Source organism: Microbacterium sp. Root166, assembly GCF_001427145.1.
GTDB lineage: Bacteria > Actinomycetota > Actinomycetes > Actinomycetales > Microbacteriaceae > Microbacterium.
The window spans coordinates 965891-983614 of the sequence record NZ_LMGL01000001.1; the positions used below are offsets into that span (position 1 = coordinate 965891).

General features: G+C 69.3%; 26 protein-coding genes. 7 read left to right on the plus strand and 19 right to left on the minus strand.

Annotated features, from left to right (window positions below; genetic code table 11):
* Positions 1-46: 46 nt before the first annotated feature.
* Positions 47-634 (minus strand): TetR/AcrR family transcriptional regulator, encoded by a 588-nt coding sequence (locus tag ASD56_RS04355; protein WP_055961632.1) that lies wholly within the window; start codon positions 632-634, stop codon positions 47-49.
* A gap of 130 nt (positions 635-764) precedes the next feature.
* Here ASD56_RS04355 and ASD56_RS04360 point away from each other — a divergent pair, with 130 nt between their 5' ends.
* Positions 765-1595, plus strand: coding sequence for an alpha/beta hydrolase (locus tag ASD56_RS04360; protein WP_055961634.1), 831 nt, complete (start codon positions 765-767; stop codon positions 1593-1595).
* On the opposite strand, the gene ASD56_RS04365 is transcribed toward ASD56_RS04360, so the two are convergent.
* Complete coding sequence (locus tag ASD56_RS04365; RefSeq protein WP_055961637.1) at positions 1592-1942, minus strand: hypothetical protein; 351 nt, start codon at positions 1940-1942, stop codon at positions 1592-1594. The two genes, ASD56_RS04360 and ASD56_RS04365, sit on opposite strands and share 4 nt — an antisense overlap.
* Positions 1943-1990: 48 nt before the next feature.
* Positions 1991-3097: an alpha/beta hydrolase gene (locus ASD56_RS04370; protein WP_055961640.1), complete on the minus strand. Its 1107-nt coding sequence runs from the start codon at positions 3095-3097 to the stop codon at positions 1991-1993.
* A 62-nt stretch (positions 3098-3159) separates the two neighbouring features.
* Between ASD56_RS04370 and ASD56_RS04375 the strand changes: the two genes are divergently transcribed.
* Positions 3160-4053: a potassium channel family protein gene (locus tag ASD56_RS04375; protein WP_055961643.1), complete on the plus strand. Its 894-nt coding sequence runs from the start codon at positions 3160-3162 to the stop codon at positions 4051-4053.
* Between the two features lie 70 nt (positions 4054-4123).
* On the opposite strand, the gene rpsN is transcribed toward ASD56_RS04375, so the two are convergent.
* The 3 genes from rpsN to rpmB are packed head-to-tail and all read right to left on the minus strand — an operon-like array spanning position 4124 to position 4839.
* Entirely contained in the window at positions 4124-4429 is a 306-nt protein-coding gene (gene rpsN / locus ASD56_RS04380; RefSeq protein ID WP_055961646.1) for a 30S ribosomal protein S14, read from the minus strand.
* Positions 4430-4432: 3 nt separating this feature from the next.
* Positions 4433-4603, minus strand: coding sequence for a 50S ribosomal protein L33 (gene rpmG, locus ASD56_RS04385; protein ID WP_005051772.1), 171 nt, complete (start codon positions 4601-4603; stop codon positions 4433-4435).
* Positions 4603-4839, minus strand: a complete 237-nt coding sequence (gene rpmB, locus ASD56_RS04390; protein ID WP_055961649.1) for a 50S ribosomal protein L28 — start codon at positions 4837-4839, stop codon at positions 4603-4605. Before rpmB ends, rpmG begins: the two co-directional genes overlap by 1 nt.
* A gap of 284 nt (positions 4840-5123) precedes the next feature.
* Here rpmB and ASD56_RS04395 point away from each other — a divergent pair, with 284 nt between their 5' ends.
* A complete protein-coding gene (locus tag ASD56_RS04395; RefSeq protein WP_055961652.1) occupies positions 5124-5696 on the plus strand; it encodes a YdeI/OmpD-associated family protein in 573 nt (190 codons plus the stop codon).
* A 28-nt stretch (positions 5697-5724) separates the two neighbouring features.
* Here the strand turns inward: ASD56_RS04395 and ASD56_RS04400 are convergent, their stop codons facing one another.
* Positions 5725-6129, minus strand: coding sequence for a hypothetical protein (locus ASD56_RS04400; protein ID WP_055961655.1), 405 nt, complete (start codon positions 6127-6129; stop codon positions 5725-5727).
* A 284-nt stretch (positions 6130-6413) separates the two neighbouring features.
* On the opposite strand from ASD56_RS04400, the gene ASD56_RS04405 reads away from it, so the two are divergent.
* Together ASD56_RS04405 and ASD56_RS04410 are read left to right on the plus strand one after the other, a co-directional pair.
* The gene (locus tag ASD56_RS04405) at positions 6414-6881 is read left to right on the plus strand and encodes a hypothetical protein (RefSeq protein WP_055961665.1); all 468 of its coding nucleotides are present in this window, start codon (positions 6414-6416) and stop codon (positions 6879-6881) included.
* 67 nt (positions 6882-6948) lie between these two features.
* Complete coding sequence (locus ASD56_RS04410; RefSeq protein WP_055961667.1) at positions 6949-7446, plus strand: nucleoside deaminase; 498 nt, start codon at positions 6949-6951, stop codon at positions 7444-7446.
* 25 nt (positions 7447-7471) lie between these two features.
* On the opposite strand, the gene ASD56_RS16555 is transcribed toward ASD56_RS04410, so the two are convergent.
* From ASD56_RS16555 to ASD56_RS04440, 7 genes are all read right to left on the minus strand, one after another.
* Positions 7472-7600, minus strand: coding sequence for a hypothetical protein (locus ASD56_RS16555; protein WP_268777894.1), 129 nt, complete (start codon positions 7598-7600; stop codon positions 7472-7474).
* A gap of 143 nt (positions 7601-7743) precedes the next feature.
* Positions 7744-8115 carry a hypothetical protein gene (locus tag ASD56_RS04415; RefSeq protein WP_055961669.1) on the minus strand — a complete coding sequence of 124 codons (372 nt, stop codon included), beginning with the start codon at positions 8113-8115 and terminating at the stop codon, positions 7744-7746.
* A 51-nt stretch (positions 8116-8166) separates the two neighbouring features.
* The gene (locus tag ASD56_RS04420) at positions 8167-8589 is read right to left on the minus strand and encodes a nucleotidyltransferase domain-containing protein (RefSeq protein WP_055961672.1); all 423 of its coding nucleotides are present in this window, start codon (positions 8587-8589) and stop codon (positions 8167-8169) included.
* A 23-nt stretch (positions 8590-8612) separates the two neighbouring features.
* Entirely contained in the window at positions 8613-9002 is a 390-nt protein-coding gene (locus ASD56_RS04425) for a hypothetical protein (protein WP_055961674.1), read from the minus strand.
* 46 nt (positions 9003-9048) lie between these two features.
* A complete protein-coding gene (locus ASD56_RS04430; protein ID WP_235565518.1) occupies positions 9049-9669 on the minus strand; it encodes a dihydrofolate reductase family protein in 621 nt (206 codons plus the stop codon).
* 45 nt (positions 9670-9714) lie between these two features.
* The gene (locus ASD56_RS04435) at positions 9715-10077 is read right to left on the minus strand and encodes an MmcQ/YjbR family DNA-binding protein (protein WP_055961677.1); all 363 of its coding nucleotides are present in this window, start codon (positions 10075-10077) and stop codon (positions 9715-9717) included.
* Positions 10074-10697 (minus strand): GNAT family N-acetyltransferase, encoded by a 624-nt coding sequence (locus ASD56_RS04440; RefSeq protein WP_055961679.1) that lies wholly within the window; start codon positions 10695-10697, stop codon positions 10074-10076. Before ASD56_RS04440 ends, ASD56_RS04435 begins: the two co-directional genes overlap by 4 nt.
* Before the next feature lie 198 nt (positions 10698-10895).
* Here ASD56_RS04440 and ASD56_RS04445 point away from each other — a divergent pair, with 198 nt between their 5' ends.
* The gene (locus ASD56_RS04445) at positions 10896-11648 is read left to right on the plus strand and encodes a dienelactone hydrolase family protein (RefSeq protein WP_055961681.1); all 753 of its coding nucleotides are present in this window, start codon (positions 10896-10898) and stop codon (positions 11646-11648) included.
* 109 nt (positions 11649-11757) lie between these two features.
* Here ASD56_RS04445 and ASD56_RS04450 read toward each other — a convergent pair whose 3' ends face one another.
* A complete protein-coding gene (locus tag ASD56_RS04450; RefSeq protein WP_055961683.1) occupies positions 11758-12426 on the minus strand; it encodes a DNA-3-methyladenine glycosylase in 669 nt (222 codons plus the stop codon).
* 76 nt (positions 12427-12502) lie between these two features.
* Here ASD56_RS04450 and ASD56_RS04455 point away from each other — a divergent pair, with 76 nt between their 5' ends.
* Entirely contained in the window at positions 12503-14155 is a 1653-nt protein-coding gene (locus tag ASD56_RS04455) for an MFS transporter (protein WP_055961686.1), read from the plus strand.
* Here ASD56_RS04455 and ASD56_RS04460 read toward each other — a convergent pair.
* The 4 genes from ASD56_RS04460 to ASD56_RS04475 are packed head-to-tail and all read right to left on the minus strand — an operon-like array spanning position 14137 to position 17688.
* A complete protein-coding gene (locus ASD56_RS04460) occupies positions 14137-15546 on the minus strand; it encodes a hypothetical protein (RefSeq protein WP_055961689.1) in 1410 nt (469 codons plus the stop codon). The two genes, ASD56_RS04455 and ASD56_RS04460, sit on opposite strands and share 19 nt — an antisense overlap.
* On the minus strand, positions 15536-16276 hold the full coding sequence (locus ASD56_RS04465) for a TIGR03943 family putative permease subunit (protein WP_082541246.1): 741 nt from the start codon (positions 16274-16276) through the stop codon (positions 15536-15538). The genes ASD56_RS04460 and ASD56_RS04465 overlap by 11 nt, the downstream gene beginning before the upstream one ends.
* Positions 16269-17291 (minus strand): permease, encoded by a 1023-nt coding sequence (locus tag ASD56_RS04470; protein ID WP_055961692.1) that lies wholly within the window; start codon positions 17289-17291, stop codon positions 16269-16271. The genes ASD56_RS04465 and ASD56_RS04470 overlap by 8 nt, the downstream gene beginning before the upstream one ends.
* Complete coding sequence (locus ASD56_RS04475; RefSeq protein ID WP_055961695.1) at positions 17278-17688, minus strand: Fur family transcriptional regulator; 411 nt, start codon at positions 17686-17688, stop codon at positions 17278-17280. Before ASD56_RS04475 ends, ASD56_RS04470 begins: the two co-directional genes overlap by 14 nt.
* Between the last annotated feature and the right edge of the window lie 36 nt (positions 17689-17724).

The following is a 17724-nucleotide window of genomic DNA, read 5'->3' on the forward strand; positions in this document are numbered from 1 at the left end:
CGTTCGATCCGACGGCCGGAGGCTCCGTTCGACCGGCGTTCGTGCCTCAGACGCGGTGTGCCGCGAGCACTCCGCGAGCCGTACGGGCGAACGCCGGGGCCACGCGCTCCTGGCCGTCGAGGTAGCCGCCGACCAGTGCCGCGTCGCGCAGCAGGACGAGCGAGGCGGCCGCATCGGCGGGGTCGTCCAGTCCCGCGGCGGTGGCCAGCTGCTCGAGCGTCGCGCGGAACCACTCGCGGTGATCGGCGATGAGCTCGCGCACCGGGCCGGCGTCGGGGTACTCGGCGGCGGCGTTGATGAAGGGGCACCCGCGCGTGTGCCGATCGCGGATGTCCTGCTCGATCCCGCCGATGACGAGCTCGAGCAGCACATCGGGATCGGATGACGCGGCGCCCGCCTGTGCGAAGAGCTCGCGCAGCTGCCGGTCCTCGCCCTGCAGGTACGCGAGCACGAGGCCTTCCTTGCCGTCGAACTGCTTGTACATGGTCGCGCGCGTGACTCCGGCGGCGTCGATGATGCGGTCGACGCCGACCGAGTGGATGCCCTCGCTGTAGAAGAGGTCGGTCGCGGCATCCAGCAGGCGCTGCCTGGCGGGCGAGAGGCGTCTGCCTGCTTCGGGGACTGTGGTGCTCATGGGTCTCCTCCGGTGTCCATCGTGCCACCCCAGACGATTTCAAGAATCTTCGGGAAATGGTCTTGCGTAGATAGAACGTTCGGTCTACTATCTCAACTGTACCACCCACACCACCGACAAGGAGAAAGAAATGAACACCACGACCAAGACCCCCATCGTCCTGATCCACGGCCTGTGGATGACCCCGAAGAGCTGGGACACCTGGGCCGAGCGCTTCCGCGCCGCTGGCCACCAGGTCATCGTCCCGGGCTGGCCCGGGATCGATGACCGCACTGTCGAGGACATCCGCCGCAATCCCGCGGCGCTGAAGGGCATCGGCCTCAAGCAGATCGCCGACAACTACGAACGCATCATCCGCGGGCTGCCCGAGAAGCCGATCATCATCGGACACTCGTTCGGCGGCGTCCTCACCCAGATGCTCGCGGACCGCGGCCTCGGCGTCGCCTACGTCGGCGTCGCCCCGGGACAGACGGCCGGCGTCACGGCGCTGCCACTGTCGACCCTGTGGACCGGCACGCCGATCCTCGCGAACCCGTTCGGCCGCAACGGCGCCAAGCCGCTGTCCAAGCGGCACTTCCACTTCACCTTCGGCAACGACCTGCCCCGTGAGGAGTCGGACGCCCTGTGGGAGGAGTACGCGGTGAACTCGTACAACCGGGTCTTCTTCGAGGGCGTGCTCTCGGTGCTCAACGAGAAGGGCGGCGTCACCCACGTCGACTACGCCCGCGCCGACCGCGCCCCGCTCCTCATCATCACCGGCGAGATCGACAACGTCGTGCCGCCGGCGATCGGCGAGGCCATCGTGAAGAAGTACAAGAAGTCGGGCAGCCCTGCGGTCGTCGACTACAAGACGTACCCGGGTCGCACCCACCGCCTGGTCAGCCAGGACGGCTGGGAAGAGATCGCCGACTACGCCCTCGAGTGGGCGACCGCCCACGCGACCAGCTCTGTCGCGAGCTAGGCCTGGTCGGCGCCGAAGAAGTCGCGTGCCGTCGCCAGCTGGGCAAGCGCCATCAGGCCGGCGACGGCGAGGTAGATCAGCCCGATCGTGTCGGCGCCGTAGGCGATCGTCACCCCGGTCGCCAGCACGACCAGCCAGATCGAGGCCCACGCCCAGCGCTGCCTGATCCGGTACGGGAAGAGAAGCACCAGCAAGGCCAGCGCGTTGACGACCGCGTAGGCGATGAACATCCGGCCCTCGTCCGGCGACGAGGCCACCAAGAAGATCGCGACCAGATGATTGAGCAGCATCCCGGTGTTGAGCACGATCAGCACGATCCAGCCGGCCTTCGCCAGTCCAGTTCTCATGTCGCGAGTGTAGGACCGCCTGCCACACCGGGGATAGACGGTCGAGCGCTAGTCGTGCAGGCGGCGGAGCGCGGTGACCACGTCGGCATGCCAGCGACGTGCAGCAGGCAGCACTCCGGTGAAGATGGCGGTGTCGTGCGTGACTCCGAGGTACTGCACGGTGCTCGCGTCGACGCCGGCCGTCCGCAGGGCAGCGCCGTACGCGACACCGTCGCCGCGGAGGGGGTCGTACTCGGCGGTGAGGATCACCGTCGGGGGCAGCCCCTCGTGCGAGGCGGCGAGGAGCGGGGAGGCGTAGGGCTCGCGGGCCCGCGCCTTGTCGGGCAGGTAGGTGCGCACCACCGAGCGCAGCTCGCGCAGGGCTATCACGCTCGGGATGCCGAGGGCCCGCGTCGCCCGCAGATCGAGATGCTTGCCGGTGAGGTCGACCACCGGCACCTCGAGGATCTGCAGCCGGAGCGGGTAACCCGCCCGGTCGCGGTTGACGAGGGTGAGCGCCGCCGCGATGTTGGCGCCCGCCGAAGCTCCGGCCACGCCGATCCGCTCCGGGTCCATGCCGAGCTCGTCCGCCTCGGCGAACAGCCACTGCAGCGCGGCGTAGGCCTGCTCGACGGCTACCGGGTAACGCTGCTCGGGGGCGAGGGCGTAGTCGACCGCGACGATCGCGACGCCGGATTCGTCCGCGCGGCGGCGGAACGCGGCATCCGTTGTGGGGTAGTCGATGCTCCCGATGCGGAAGGCGCCCCCGAAGAACGCCAGCACCGCCGGCGTCGCGGTGCCGGACCCCGACGCATCCGGGTAGTAGACGCGCACGCGGACGGCGGGATGCCCGGGCACCTCGACCCGATGCTCGGTGGTGCGGATGCCGGGACCCGGCGTTCCGACGGCCTTGAGCTCGGAGCGATCCCAGGCCAGTGCCGCCTTGCGATGACGGGCCCGAGCCGACGCGCGCGCACCCGTCTTGACGGACGAGCGCTCGGCCGGCGTCAGCGGTCCGTCAGCCGTCGGCTCGGGAGCCTCACCGGCCGACCGGGGCGATTCGCGCGAGAACGGCCACAGCGACGCGATTCGCGCTCGCACCTGACGCACGTTCTTGTCGAGAAGGTATCGCCGGTGCACGCGGAGGCGCTCGGCGAAGAACGGATCCAGCGGCATCCGGTCTCTCCTTGTCGCTCGGGACCTTCGAGTGTACGAGCCCCGGAGACTACTGTTGCGGCATGCCGGTCCTCAGCGTCGTCGCGGGAGTGCTGCTCGTGGTGATCGCGCTGAACGACGTCTTCCACACGCTCCTGCGTCCGACGGCGACCGGCCGGCTCTCGACGTTCATCTTCCGCGCGGTGTGGCGGCTCACCCGTCACCGTCGGAGCGTGGCGACGGCCAGCGGGCCGCTCACCATCCTCGCCACGGTGACCGTCTGGCTGCTCCTGATCACCGTGGGGTGGGCACTGATCTACCTGCCGTGGATTCCGGACGGCTTCTCGTACTCGGGCGTCGACCCCGACGACTACAGCCGGTTCGGCGAGGCCATGGCCTTCTCGCTCGTCGCGCTCACGACCCTCGGGCTCGGCGACGTGGTGCCCGCCGCTCCCCTGCTGCGATTGATCACGCCTCTTGAGGCGCTGACCGGCTTCGCGATGCTCTCCGCTGCCGTCTCCTGGTTCATGCAGCTGTACCCGGCGCTCTCCCGGCGGCGGGCGTTCGCGATCGAGCTGACGAGCCTCCATGAGGCCGGGCTCACGGTGGGACTGGGCGAACTCAGCGACGAGCGCGCGGCATCCATCATCCGATCGGTGTCGCGCTCCCTCGCCGAGGTCACCGCCGACCTGGTGCAGAACACCGAGATCTTCTACTTCACCGAGAAGGACGACACACTGTCCGCCCCGCGCGCCCTGCACTTCGCCCTCGAGCTGCGCGACGCGGCCGAGGGGTCGACCAGCCCCGATGTGCGGGCCGAGGGGCGAGTGCTCGCGCGCGGGATCGATGAGCTGACCCGCGTGCTGCGGAGCCAGTATCCGCATCTCAAGGGTGAGTCGCCCGACGAGGTGTTCGGCAGCGCGGCGCGCGGCCACGGCCACCTGCCCGATGAGGTTGCCGGCACGGACGGCCGCTAGAACGGCCGGTGGGAACGACGAAGGGCGAGGTTCCGAGGAACCCCGCCCTTCGCGGAATGCTGTGCTGTGCTTACCAGCTCGACTTGGTCACGCCGGGCAGCTCGCCACGGTGTGCCATGTCACGGAAGCGGACACGCGAGATGCCGAACTTCGTGAGGACACCGCGGGGGCGGCCGTCGATGACGTCGCGCGAGCGGACGCGGGCAGGCGACGCGTTGCGGGGCAGCTTCTGCAGGCCCACGCGAGCGGCTTCGCGCTGCTCGTCGGTCGACTCCGGCGAGACAAGCGCCTTCTTCAGCTCGGCGCGCTTGGCGGCGTAGCGGTCCACGACCACCTTGCGCTGCTCGTTGCGTGCGATCTTGCTCTTCTTAGCCATGGATCAACGCTCCTCTCGGAATTCGACGTGCTTGCGGATGACCGGGTCGTACTTCTTGAGCACGATGCGGTCGGGGTTGTTGCGGCGGTTCTTGCGCGTGACGTAGGTGTAACCCGTGCCGGCGGTCGAACGCAGCTTGATGATCGGACGAACGTCCTGAGCCTTCTTAGCCATCAGAGCTTCACACCCCTTGCGAGCATGTCCTTGACAACGGACTCGATGCCACGAGCGTCAATGACCTTGATGCCCTTGGCCGAGACGTTGAGCTTGATGTTGCGACCCAGCGACGGAACGAAGTAGGTCTTCTTCTGCACGTTCGGGTCGAAGCGGCGCTTCGTCCGGCGGTGCGAGTGCGAGATGTTGTGACCGAAGCCGGGAACAGCTCCAGTCACCTGGCACACTGCTGCCATAGTGATGTCTCCTTAGTACCGTGAGGCCGGACGGCCCCACCCAAGATCCCTTGTCTGCACCCCGCGCCACAGAGGACCGTTTCCGGTCTTCGGAGGAGTTGGGATGCGAACTGCGTGCTGGAGTGCGCGCAGACAAAGAGTCAGTCTAGCACGGACGGCGTGTCGCTCCCGCGCTGCGGCCTCTCCACAGGGCACGGTGCGGCGCCGCGCTCTGCGCTGAGCGTCTCAATCGGTTCGGGGAGCAACGACCCTGGGAGGTCGGACGGATCCTGCATACTGACCGCATGGTGAGCTTCGCCGACAAGCCGGTCCTCGACCTCACGGTCAAGGAGTGGGAGGAGTACCTCGAGGGAGAGCCGAGCGCGGACGGCGTGCGCCTGAAGCTGCGCAAGAAGAACTCCTCCGCTCCGGGCATGACGTGGACCGAGGCGCTGGACGTGGCGCTCTGCTTCGGCTGGATCGACGGACAGGTGGCTCGCCTCGACGACGACTACGTCCTCCATGCGTTCTCACCCCGGCGCAGGAACAGCCCCTGGTCGCAGATCAATCGCGATCACGTCGCCCGGCTCACGACTGAGGGCCGGATGCGCGAGGGCGGGATCGCCGAGATCGAACGCGCCAAGGCGGACGGACGGTGGGAGGCGGCATACCGACAGAAGGATGCCGCTCCGCCGCCCGAGCTGCAGGAAGCCCTCGACGCCAACCCGGCCGCAGCGGCGTTCGTGGCCGGTCTGACGAAGGCCGAGCGGTTCCGGATCTACTTCCGTCTCAACTCGATCAAGACTCCGGCCGTGCGGATGGCGCGCGTCAGAGACGTCGTCGACAAGGCCGCGCTCGGCATCCAGCACTACCGCTGACGACGCGCCACTGGCGGACGGGGATCCCCTATGGGTAAGAGATCACCGTCACACTTTCGCTGAGCTGTTCGCGCGTTCCATCCCCGACTTGGACTTCGGGGAACTGGAACGTCCCGGCCTCTATGCGCGTGCCGCTCTTTAGCGTGAGTCCGGCTCCAAGCCCTCCACCGCAGCCCATCTGCTCCCACTCATCGTCGCGGATGTGAATGACGCAGAGTGTGTCGTCGGCCCCTCGCGCGATATAGAGCTCAGCGCCTTCCACTTCCCCAACGAACCGCGTTGTGTCGGCATCGATGTCAGCCTGAGCCGAGGCATCAGGAACGACATCCCGGTCGGTCTGCTCGGCTTCGAACTCTGGAAGCGTCGTTGCCGCACATCCGGCCAGCAGCAATGCAGCGGGCAGGATGAGCAGCAGCTTCGTTGACGATCGCATGACCGCACCCTACAAGCGGGCCTCCGAACTGGAGCGTCCATTGGCCGATCGGCGCTGAGGACCGCTATCCGCGCGTCGCCACCTCGGGCACGTCCAGCACAGCAGCCGAATCGCCCACACGAACCGATCGCGTATCGGGTCCCGCCGAATACGGTGGAGCGATGCAGATTCGCGCAGCGGTGATGGTCGGTACCTTGCTTCTCGCTTCTTCCCTGACCGCGTGTGCCACCCCCGCACCCGGTGCCGGGGTGCCGGCATCCGGCGAGCCAAGCGAGCCATCTGCGGTGAGCGAGCCGACCCCCACTCCTACGCCCAGCACGGACGCGGCGGCGCTCGCACAGGCGCAGGCCTGGCTCGACGCGGCGACGCTCCCGCCCGGAGCCGTGCGCTCAGAGAAGCGTCTGAGCGGCTTCAGCTCCTACACGGGGTGGCCATGTGGCCCGTACGAGGAGCTCGAAGCGTTCTGGACGATCCCCAGCGCCACGGTGAGCGCCACCGCGAACTGGCTGCGCGAGCATCCGACCGCCGATCTCATCACCACGTCGCCCATGCCGGTGTCCGATGACCCGGTGATCGACTCCGCCATCGTCGGCTACATCCCGAGACCCGACGCTCAAGAAGGAATCGTGTACACGATCGGGAAGTCCGGCGACGGCGTCGCGGTGAGAGCCGAGATCGCAGCCCAGACCGACTCGGCCGAGTGCCCGCCGCTCCCTGACGGCGCAGGGTACGGAGCACCGGGACAGGGCTGAGCGCCGCTCTCAGTCTTGGTCGGATCGCACGGTGGCGCAGAGCTCATCGCTGCGCCAGGATCACGGGATGAGCACCGTCATCACCGACGTCGACGAGAGTCACCTGCGGCGATGCGTCGCGCTCGCGATTCAGGCGCTCGAGAAAGGCGACGATCCGTTCGGCTCCGTCCTCGTCGACGCGGACGGGACCATGCTGGCCGAGGCGATGAACCGCGAGCAATCGGATGCCGATCCCACCGCGCATCCTGAGCTCACGCTCGTGAGATGGGCCATCGCCCACCTCACCCCGGAACAGCGTGCCACGTCGACGATCTACACGTCGGGTGAGCACTGCCCCATGTGCGCGGCCGCCCAGGGGTGGGCCGGCGTGGGGCGCGTCGTCGCTGCGGCCTCCACAAGGCAGCTCGCGGAGTGGCGGGCGTCGTGGGGTCTACCGCCGGGTCCCGTGGCGGCACTGCCGATCACGGATGTCGCGCCCGGCGTCGTCGTCACAGTTCCGGTCGCGCCCTTCGACGCCGAGATGCGCGAGGTGCACCGACGCGCGGCCGCGCGTCAGGATCGGTGACTCGTCGCAGTCCTCGACGCGACCGCTACTGACGCGCCGTGCGACGCCGTCGCACGGCGGCGGCGGTGACCGCGACGACGACCGCCACCGATGCAAGCCAGAGCCAGACGTTCGTATCGATCCCGATGAGCGAACGCTGGAATGTCTCGCACACGGAGGCTCCGCTGAGTGGTGCATCCGCACACCAACCCCCGCGGACCACCGGCGCGAAGAGGATTGAGGCCCCGAGCAACCCTGCCGCACCGAGCCAGATGATCGTGGCTGGTGATCGCAGGGCTGCCGTCATTTCTCAGTTGACTACGCAGGGATGCCGAGCGTGGTCAGCAAGGAACTGACTCGGCTGCTGATCCCTGCCAGCTGCCAAGAGCCGATCAAGACGGCGATGAAGGCGAACCACGCGATCGTGCCGAGTGGGCTCCGGCGCACGATCCGGTGAATGAGCAGACCGAGCACCGTGATGATGGCGATCGTGGCGCCGGCGACCGACGCGAACGCCATCCGCACGTAGTCCGCCGCGTCAGGCGCGGAGTAGCTCATGAAGATCGCGGTGATCGCAAAGGGAACGACCATGACGCCCACGACGAGGATCACGCCGGCCGAAAAGCCCCAGAGCCCGGTCCCCGGCATCGGTCGCTGCACGGTCTCGCGCGCGGGCAGAGTCTCGCTCATGGGCCGAGCCTAGAGGCTCGATGACCGGCGAGCCAGAACCAGCCCCTTGGTTCAGAGCGCGGCGACCGCGGCAGTCAGGATGCCGGTGTCGTAGACGATCCGATGGCCGTCGCTCAGTACCCGCCGCGTACCGGGGTCGAGCGGGACAGCGGCCCAGTCGGACGCTGCGAAGCCCAACTCGACCTGCAGGCCGGAGGGCAGCCGCATCCGTCGCTCCTTCACCGGCCCCCACTCCTTCGACCTGATCAGTCGGGCCCGCGGGCGCAGCTGGCGAAACCAGCCGACGTCCGTGAGGGGATCGGACCTGTCGGCGAGGACGATGATGTCGACATCGCTGCCCATCCGCTCGGCGCCGCGCGCATACGATCCGACGACTGCAACCGCGACGACGTCATCTCGGCCCGCTGCCCAGATGGCGATGTCCTCGATCACCGCAGCCGCGTCGCGGCGGCGCCCCTTCAGCCTGGTCGTCATCCCGGCGCCTCAGATCGCACTCATCACGGCACGAAGGGGTCGGTGTTGTTGATGCCGAGCTCGAAGAGCTCCCCACCCCACCCGATCTGGGCGATTGCGATCCCGATGACGGACGCGACAGCCACGGCGATGACCGCGCGCAAGAGCCCCTGGCGGCCATAGGCAGCCCACCCGAGGGTCAGGAGGACGGCCAATCCGACGAAGTGGGCGAGCACCAGCGGGATGCCGCCGAACATCTCGCCGAAGCCGGCCATTGTGTTGTCGGCAGAAAGCGCCTTTGGCTGCTCTGTCTGCGCCTCCCACTGCGCGAAGCCGTACCAGTTCCACGCAATGACCGCGGCGGGGATGCCGAGGACGGCCACGACCCAGAAGAGCGTCCGGTCTCTGTCGGAAGGGGCCGCGGCAGCCGGCATCCGTTCTCCGTCCGTCTCTTCCTCGGGCACCGGTCGCGCGTCCGCCCTAGTCGAGGGTCCGGTCGTACGTCACCACTCGCACGCCGCCGTCGAGATCGACGGTGTCGACCGGGCGAAACAGGCTCGGTGCGAACGGCCCGTCGAACAGCGGCACCCCCGTCCCGATGATCGACGGGTTCTGCTTCAGGATGAGGCGATCGATCTCGGGCAGGAGGACAGCTGCGAGCTTGCCGCCACCTACGAGCCAGATGTCCATCCCCGGCTGACTCTTGAGATCGCGGACGAAATCGGCAGGGTCAGAGTTGACGACCTCCACTCCGGGATCTGGGCTGGTCGTCATGCTGCGCGAGAACACGATGTGACGCAGGTGCGGATACGCGTTCGTCATGCCGGCCTCGAGACCGAGCTGGTATGGCGAGGGACCTTCCACGACGGTGTCGAATGCGACGGCCGGTCCATCGATTCCGAGGACCGCCCGGGCGGGCGCCGGCAGAGTCTCGGGAAAGTTCGCCGCCATGAACTGCACGAGGTCAGGGGTGATGCGGAAGTAGTCCGCGCCGCTCGGGTCGCCGCGGTCGGGACCCGCGATGAACCCATCCAAGGTGGTGGCGACGTAGTAGACGAGCTTGCGCATGCGGTCCTTCCATTCGTCTTGATCGGCGCTCATCAGTCTGGCATCGGCGGGTCGGCGGACGACCGCTTCCTCTTCTGCCTATCCGCCCAGAGAGTCCCGCACCTTCCTGGGCAGCCCCGCCACCACGAGCTCATAGGAACGATCGATCGCCTCGCACAGCTCGTCGTCGGGGATGCCGCCGCGGGTGCTGAGCGTGTTCCACCCCGAGCGTCCGATGTACGCCGCGACCGCGGCATCCTCCGGATACCGGATCAACCACTCGTCGGCCTCATCACGCGTCGTCGCGGACTTGACGCCGATCGAGGCGCCGCCGCCGAGGAACACGAAGATCTTGCCGCGCTCGAGCGGGCCGACCTTGAACACGACGTCACCCTCCCAGGGCTCGTCCTCCCACGCGCCGGGCTTCGCGGCGCAGTAGGCGTGGATCTCGTCAGGGCTCACGCGAGCGCTCCGGCCGGGGGGATCGTCTTGCGCATCACGGTCTTGCTCTTGCCGATGTGCCGCTCGAACGTGAAGCCGGCCTTCTCGAACATCGCCCTCGTGCCGTTGTGCAGGAACGACGATGACGTCTTCTTGCCGGGGACGAGCTCGTTCGGAAACGACACCACCTCGCCGCCGCCGGCCTGGGCGATCAGCTCGAGCGCGCCGTCGAGCGCCTCACGCGCCACCCCCGACCGGCGGTGATCGCGATCGACGAAGAAGCAGGTGATGCGCCACGGCGCCGGGTTGGCCTCGCCCGCGTCGTACTGCTTGCGGTGGTAGATGTTCGGCAGCTCGACGGGGCTCCCGAACTCGCACCACGCGATCGCGTCGTCGCCGTCGAACACGAGCGCGGCGTGGGCTACGCCCTCCTCGACCAGCCTCAGCTTGAACGTGGGGCCGTCATACTCCCGCTTGACGGTGTGCTCGGTGTCGTCGTGGAAGTAAGAGCAGTAGCAGCCACCCCACACCCCGTTGTGCTTCTGAGCGAGTGCCAGCCATGCCGGGAACGTCTCGGGCGTGAGCGCCCTGACCACGTGCGACCCCGCCGCGCCCACTTCACCGTCTCCACCTGGTGCCATGCCGTCATCCTGTCAGCGTCACCGGCCGCTGTCACCGGCTCGACGTCCGGCCGCTGGTATCCTTCCGGGGGCCGCAAGACAGATCGAGGAGGTGATACCCATGAACGATTCGACGTGGGTGCTCCTCTCTGGGGCCACAGTCGGGCGATAGATCGTCCGGGAGCGCCGCAAACGCAGCACTTCCGAAAGGCACGATCAATGCGATTCACCTCTGAACAGCATCTGTCCGGCGACGTCATCGAACGTCGATTCACGCTGGGCGACATTCCCGGCATCCTGTGGATGCCCGCTGCCGCGACGGCAGCCGCACCTGTCCCCCTCATCCTCATGGGCCACCCGGGCGGCCTGAACGGCATGTACCCCCGACTGGAGGCACGGGCCCGGTCCGCCGCGGACCAGGGATTCGCCGCCGTCACGATCGAACTGCCCGGAGGCGGCGAGCGCCCGCCGCTGGCCGCCGCGGAACAGGCCCGGGCCGACCTTCACCGGGCCTTGGCGGCCGGCGAGCCGGTGGACGAGGTCGTCGACCGGCTCGTCCTTCCTCTCGTGGAAGCGGCGGTGCCGGAGTGGCAGCGAACCCTCGACGCCGTCCTCTCCCTTCCCGAGGTCGGCGGGCCGGTCGGCTTGTCGGGCGGCGTCATCGGCATCGGCATCCGTCTCGCCGCTGTCGAACCGCGCATCGCAGCCGCAGGGCTCTTCGCGGGAAGCTACGTACCTCGCTCGATGTTCGAGGAGGCGCGGAGGATCACCATCCCGCTGCACGTGCTCCTGCAGTGGGACGACGAGGGCAACGACCGGCAGCTCGCGCTGGACCTGTTCGATGCCTTCGGCTCGGCGGAGAAGACGTTGCAGGCCAACATGGGCGGTCACCGCGGTGTTCCGGCCCACGCGGGTGAGGATGCCGCCCGGTTCTTCGCCCGGCACCTTCGGCCGTCGTCTACGCCCGAGTAGCCGCGCTCGAGACCGCCCAGAGTGCACGAACGACCGCGTGAGACCCGAACGCCCGTCGTTCGTGCACTCTCGACGACATCCCCACGCCGCGGCCCAGCGCGACCGCCCGTCAGTCCACCGGCCCGGCGCCGCGCCCCCAGCGGAACGCCGAGACCGTCGGATCGCCGGGGATCCAGAACCGCCACGGGAACACCGCGGTCCCCGCCTCGCCGGCGACCCCGACCCGCGGGCCCGTCGCCACCCCCGCGATCGGCTCGGTCCGCAGCCACAGCTCGGCGACCGCGCCGTGCCACGGCTCCCCGGTGATCGCGTCGATGCCGTCGTGCAGCGGATGCCGCAGCCCGATCGCGTCGCCGAGCCGCCCGGGTCCGCGCGCCAGGTCGCGCGCAGTGCGGGCTGCCGGACGGCGGGCGGCCGCGGCATCCGCCCCCTCGACGATCTCCCCGCCGCGCAGCAGGATTCCGCCGGCAGTGCCCTCGGGCCCGCACACCACGTTCACACACGAGTGGATGCCGTGGCTCAGGTACACGTAGAGATGACCGGGCTCGCCCCACATCGTGGCATTGCGGGCGGTGAGCCCCATGCGCGCGTGCGAGCCGAGGTCGGCCACCGGGCCGGTGCCGAGCCCGTGATACGCCTCGACCTCGGTCAGCCGCACGGTGACCGACGCGCCCCACACAACGGTGCGCAGGTGCGCCCCGAGCAGGCGCGGCGCGACGTCGGCGGGGAGCCCGAGCAGGTCGTCGCGGCGAGCGCGGCGCAGGTCGGGGGCGGGCATGCCGGGATTCTACGCAATACCCGGGTCACCCTTGCGGGGCGATCCGGTCCGGCGCCCGACGCCATACCCTTCGTCCATGAAGCGCTGGTTCGTCCTGGCCATCCTCGGGGTCTCGCAGTTCGTCATGGTGCTCGACAGCACGGTGATGAACGTGTCGATCACGACCGTGGCCGCTGACCTCGGCACCGACATCTCGGGCATGCAGGCGGCGATCACCCTGTACGCGCTGACGATGGCGGCGTTCATGCTCACGGGCGGCAAGCTCGGCGACAAGTGGGGCCGCAGCGCCGCCTTCCGCATCGGCTCGGTGATCTACGGACTCGGGTCGCTCACCACCGCGCTCGCCCCGAACCTCACCGTGCTGCTGTTCGGCTGGTCGCTGGTCGAGGGCCTCGGCGCAGTCCTCGTCATTCCCGCCATCGCCGCTCTCGCCGCGATCAACTACAGCGGGCGCGACCGCGTGATCGCCTTCGCCGCGCTCGGCGCGATCACCGGCTTCGCAGCCGCCGCCGGCCCGCTCATCGGAGGCCTCATGACCACGTACGCCGACTGGCGCTACGTGTTCGTCGGCGAGGCGATCGTCATGGCCTTCGTGCTCATCGTGTCGGGGCGCATCAAGGACGTGCCGGCCGACCGCACGCTCCGCATCGATCTGCTCAGCGTGATCCTCTCGGCGAGCGGCCTGGCCATGCTGGTGTTCGCAGTGCTGCAGAGCAAGACGTGGGGCTGGCTCGTGCCGCTCAACCCGCCCGAGGTCGCCGGCGTCACGATCGCACCGTTCGGGGTGTCGCCCGTCGCCTACATGATCCTGCTCGCGTTCGTCGTGCTCTGGTGGTTCGTCCGCCGGCAGCAGCAGCTCGAGCGCAGCGGCCGCATTCCGCTGCTGAAGGTCAGCCTGCTGCGCATCAGCGCGCTGCGCAGCGGACTGACGATGTTCCTCGCGCAGTACTTCGCGATCGCGGCGCTGTTCTTCGTGGTCCCCGTCTATCTGCAGACGATCCTCGGCTACGACGCCCTCGAGACCGGGCTCAAGATCCTGCCCCTGTCGGTGGGTCTCATCATCTTCTCGGTCATCGGATCGCGCCTGTCGACGGTGCGCTCGGCCCGCAACCTCGCCCGCATCGGACAGTTCACGCTCGGAGTCGGCCTGCTGCTGGTCTTCGTCTCGGTGCAGCCCGCCCTCGCCGACTGGCTCTTCGCGACGGGCATGTTCGTCGTCGGGGCCGGCTTCGGAATGCTGGCCTCCCAGCTCGGGAACGTCAACATGTCGGCGGTGTCGAAGGACGACACGTCCGAGGTGGGCGGCCTGCAGGGAACCTTCCAGAACCTCGGCTCGGCGTTCGGCACGGCGATCGTCGGCTCGGTGTTCATCCTGCTGATGACGACGGGCTTCGGCGTGGCCGTCGAGGCCAGCGAAACGCTCGACCCCGAGGTCCAGCAGCAGGTCGTGGTCGCCACCTCCACCGGGGCCCCGATCATCTCGCAGCAGCAGGCAGAGCAATTGCTCCTGGATGCCGGTGCCGACGCCGGCGACGCGGCCGAGATCGCTCAGACCTACGCCACGACCCAGGTCGACGCACTGCGACAGGCCCTCTTCCTGGTGTTCGCCCTGACGCTCATCGCCATCGTGCTCGCGCGCGGCCTGCCCGCGACGGTCCCGGTGCCGGCGGCGAAGGCGCCCGGCGAGCCGGTCGCCACGGACGCCGAGCGTCAGACCGGCGGCACCTGACACCACGAGATCGACGATCCGGCGAGCGCCACGACCGCCACGCCGTCGTCGAGCTCGAGGATGCGGGTCTCGGTGCGCTCGGGCAGCGGCAGCTGGTAGGTGTCGTACGGGTTGTCGATCGCGTCGGGGGCCACGGTCACCGCGGCATACCGGGCGCTCGGCGACACGCACACCTGCACCACGGCGTCGCTCTCGCCGATCTCGGTCAGCAGCCGCGTGGCGCCGTCCTCCTCGACGAGCGAGACCGAGGTGCGCCCTGTCGGACCCTCGGCGTCGAGCACCGCCGCCGTGCGGATGGTCGACCCGTCCGGCAGCGGCGTCACCGTGCTCACGCCGCCGAGATCGGTGTCGGGCTCGACGAGCGGCTCCTCCGCGGCGTCGGCGAGGTCGACCGTGGCCATGTTCTCGATGCGCTGGATGACGGCATCCGATGATCCACGCGCGATGCCCTCGATCGACAGCGCCGTCCCGAGGGCGGTCGCCCCGTCGCCGCCCGACCCCGTGAGCAGCAGGGACCCGTCGAACGACAGCAGCAGGATGCTGTCGGTCCCGGGAACGAACCGCCATTCGGCGACGCGCGGATCCGCGCCTTCCACGGCGACGGCCTCGGCCTCGGCATCCGGGTCGTTCAGCGAAGCGGTGAAGAGCATGCTCTCCCGGCCGCTGTCGGCGCTGATCTCGGCATCCGAGAAGGTGTAGCCGATCAGCTCGCCCCGGTCGGCGCTCTGCAGGTTCGACACGAAGCCGTCACCGGGCAGCGGGAGCTCCTGCGGATCCGCACCGTCCAGATCGGTCATGATGAGCGCCGGCTGGTCGTCCTCGGTGCGCACCGAGACCACCAGGTGCGCCGACGTGGCGCGGTAGTCCTCGATGTGGGGGTGGGTGAACACCGGCACCGCGTTCTCGCCCGACAGATCCGTGCGGAAGATCGTGTCGCCGTCCTCGCCTCGCTGGAGCAGCTCGATCTGCGCGGCAGGCGTGCGGAACGACTCGCTGATGCTCGCGGCCGGCCCCCCGCTGACGGACTCGACACCTTCGATCTCGACGGTGTACTCGGTGTCGTCCCACAGCGGCAGCGCGAAGCGCACCCCGACGCTGCGGCCCGAGGTGTCGACGGTGAAGGGCGTCGCCGGCGTGACGGTCACCTGCGACTCGGCCACCTCGGCGAGGGACTGGGTGGTCGTGACGATGAGACGGGAACCGGATGCCGAGACCGCCGCGGCCGGGTCGACCTGCACGTCCGTGACCCGCGGCCCCTGCGCGACGCTGGCGGCCGCCCCGGCGAGCCCGAGCACGGCGAGCACCGCGACGACGATTCCGAAGGACGCGGCGAACGCACGGCCACGCCGGCGCAGGCCGCGGGCGCGGCGGCTGACCGGCTCAGTACTCATACGGATCCTGCGGCTCGTCGATCAGCTCGACCGTGTCGGGGTCGATCTCGAGGCGCCCGTCGGGGTTCGCGCGGACCGTGCCGGTCACGGTGACCCACTGGCCGGTATCGGGGAGCGGCTCGCCGGTCACGGGGATGCTCGCGGGCTGCGCGTCGATGACGCAGTGCGTGATGACCAGGCGAGTGAGGTCGAAGTCGCCGCCCTCGCCGGGGGTGACGAAGCCGGTGAGGGTGATGGGGTCGCCGTCGAAGGCGTCGGGGTTCGTGGTCGTCGCGAACACCGTCGCCCACTCACCGACCCCGAACGAGGAGGTGTCGCCCGTGGCGGCGAGAGTCACGACATCCGCCCCGGCGAACAGCGGGGGCGCGCCGACGTCGCGCGCCATCGCGAGCTCGGCCGACAGCGAGGCCGGCGGAAGCACCAGCGTGAGCACGACGGCGCCGGATGCCACGACCCCGCCCGCCACGGTCGCGACGAACCCGACCGGATGCCGGCTCTGGTCGTGGTCGTGATCGTGGCCGTCGTCCTCCTCGGCGCCGAGCGGCAGCGCGAACGAGGCGACCGCGCCGACCAGCACGAGCACGGCCATCGAGACGGCGAACCAGGAGGAGTCGGGGTTGATGTACAGCCCGAGCCGGCCGGTCACCGCGAGCGAGATCGTGACGACGGCGAGGACGGTGGCGAGCCCGACTCCGAGCCACCGGGTGGCGATGAAACGTCCGCTACGCAAGGAGGTTCACCACCGTTCCGATGACGAACGCCGACAGCAGCACGACCACGACGATCCCCGCGAGCGTGCGCGTGGTGAAAGTCGTCCGCATGAGCGCGAGCATCTTGACGTCGACGAGCGGGCCGACGAGCAGGAACGCGACGATGGACCCCGGCGTGAAGGTCGACGCGAACGACAGTGCGAAGAACGCGTCGACGTTCGAGCAGATCGACACGATCATCGCGAGGGCCATCATCGCCGCGATCGACAGGGCCGGGTTCGACCCGACAGCCACGAGCGTCTCGCGCGGGATCAGCACCTGAACGGCGCCGGCCAGCAGCGAGCCGATCACCAGCGCCGGCATGACCGCGCGCAGCTCGACGACGAACTGGGCGAGCGTGCGGCGTCCGCGGCCGCCCCGCTCGTGGGTGACGAGCTCGCAAGTGTCGCGGAAGCGGTCGGTCAGCAGCGCGTCGGGCGAGGGATGCCGGCTGTAGAGCCACCCGATGAGGTTGGCGATCAGGTAGCCGCCGACGAGCCGCGCGATGAGGATGCCGTCGCTGAAGCCGAACGCCTGGTGCGTCGTGATGATGACGATGGGGTTCACGATCGGCGCCGCGATCAGAAACGTCATCGTCTCGGGCACGCTGAAGCCGCGCATCAGCAGACCGCGGGCGAACGGGACGTTGCCGCACTCGCACACCGGCACGACCATGCCGAGCAGCGAGAGCACTGCCCTGCGGGCCCACGCCCGGCGCGGCATCCATCGCTCGATCACGCCCGGAGGCACCCACACCTGCACGACGATCGACAGCACGACGCCGAGCACGACGAAGGGCAGCGACTCGATGAGCACGCTGATCGCGAGCGTCAGGCCGTCCTGGGCGCGGGTGGACAGGGAGGCCGGGAAGAGCGTCGGCGCGAGCGCGTCGATCAGGAAGAGACCGGCGACTGCCGCCGCACCGATCGAGAGTGCGACGAGGATCTTCGCCGTGCGCGGGGGCGCAGCGACGGGGCGGAGGTCAGTCCGCGTCACGCTCGTCCCGGGCCGACGCGCAGTTCGCGCAGAGGCCGAAGATGTCGACGATGTGCTCGGCGTCCCGGAAGCCGTGCTTCTCGGCCGTGCTGCGTGCCCACTGCTCGACGTCCGTCGCCTCGATCTCGACGGTCAGTCCGCAGCTGCGGCAGATCAGATGGTGGTGGTGGCCGGTGCTGGTGCAGGCGCGATAGAGCGCCTCGCCCTCGGGGCTCTGCAGCGAGTCGGCGTCGCCCTGGGCCGCGAGGCCCGCCAGCGTGCGGTACACGGTGGCCAGGCCGATGCCGGTGTTCTCGTCGCGCAGCGTGGCGTGCAGCGACTGAGCGCTCACGAATCCGGTGGCGTCGGCGAGCGCCTCGCGCACGCGTTCGCGCTGCCAGGTGTTGCGCTGAGCCATGGCCGGGAGTCTACCGACGGGCCCTGAGAGGCTCCC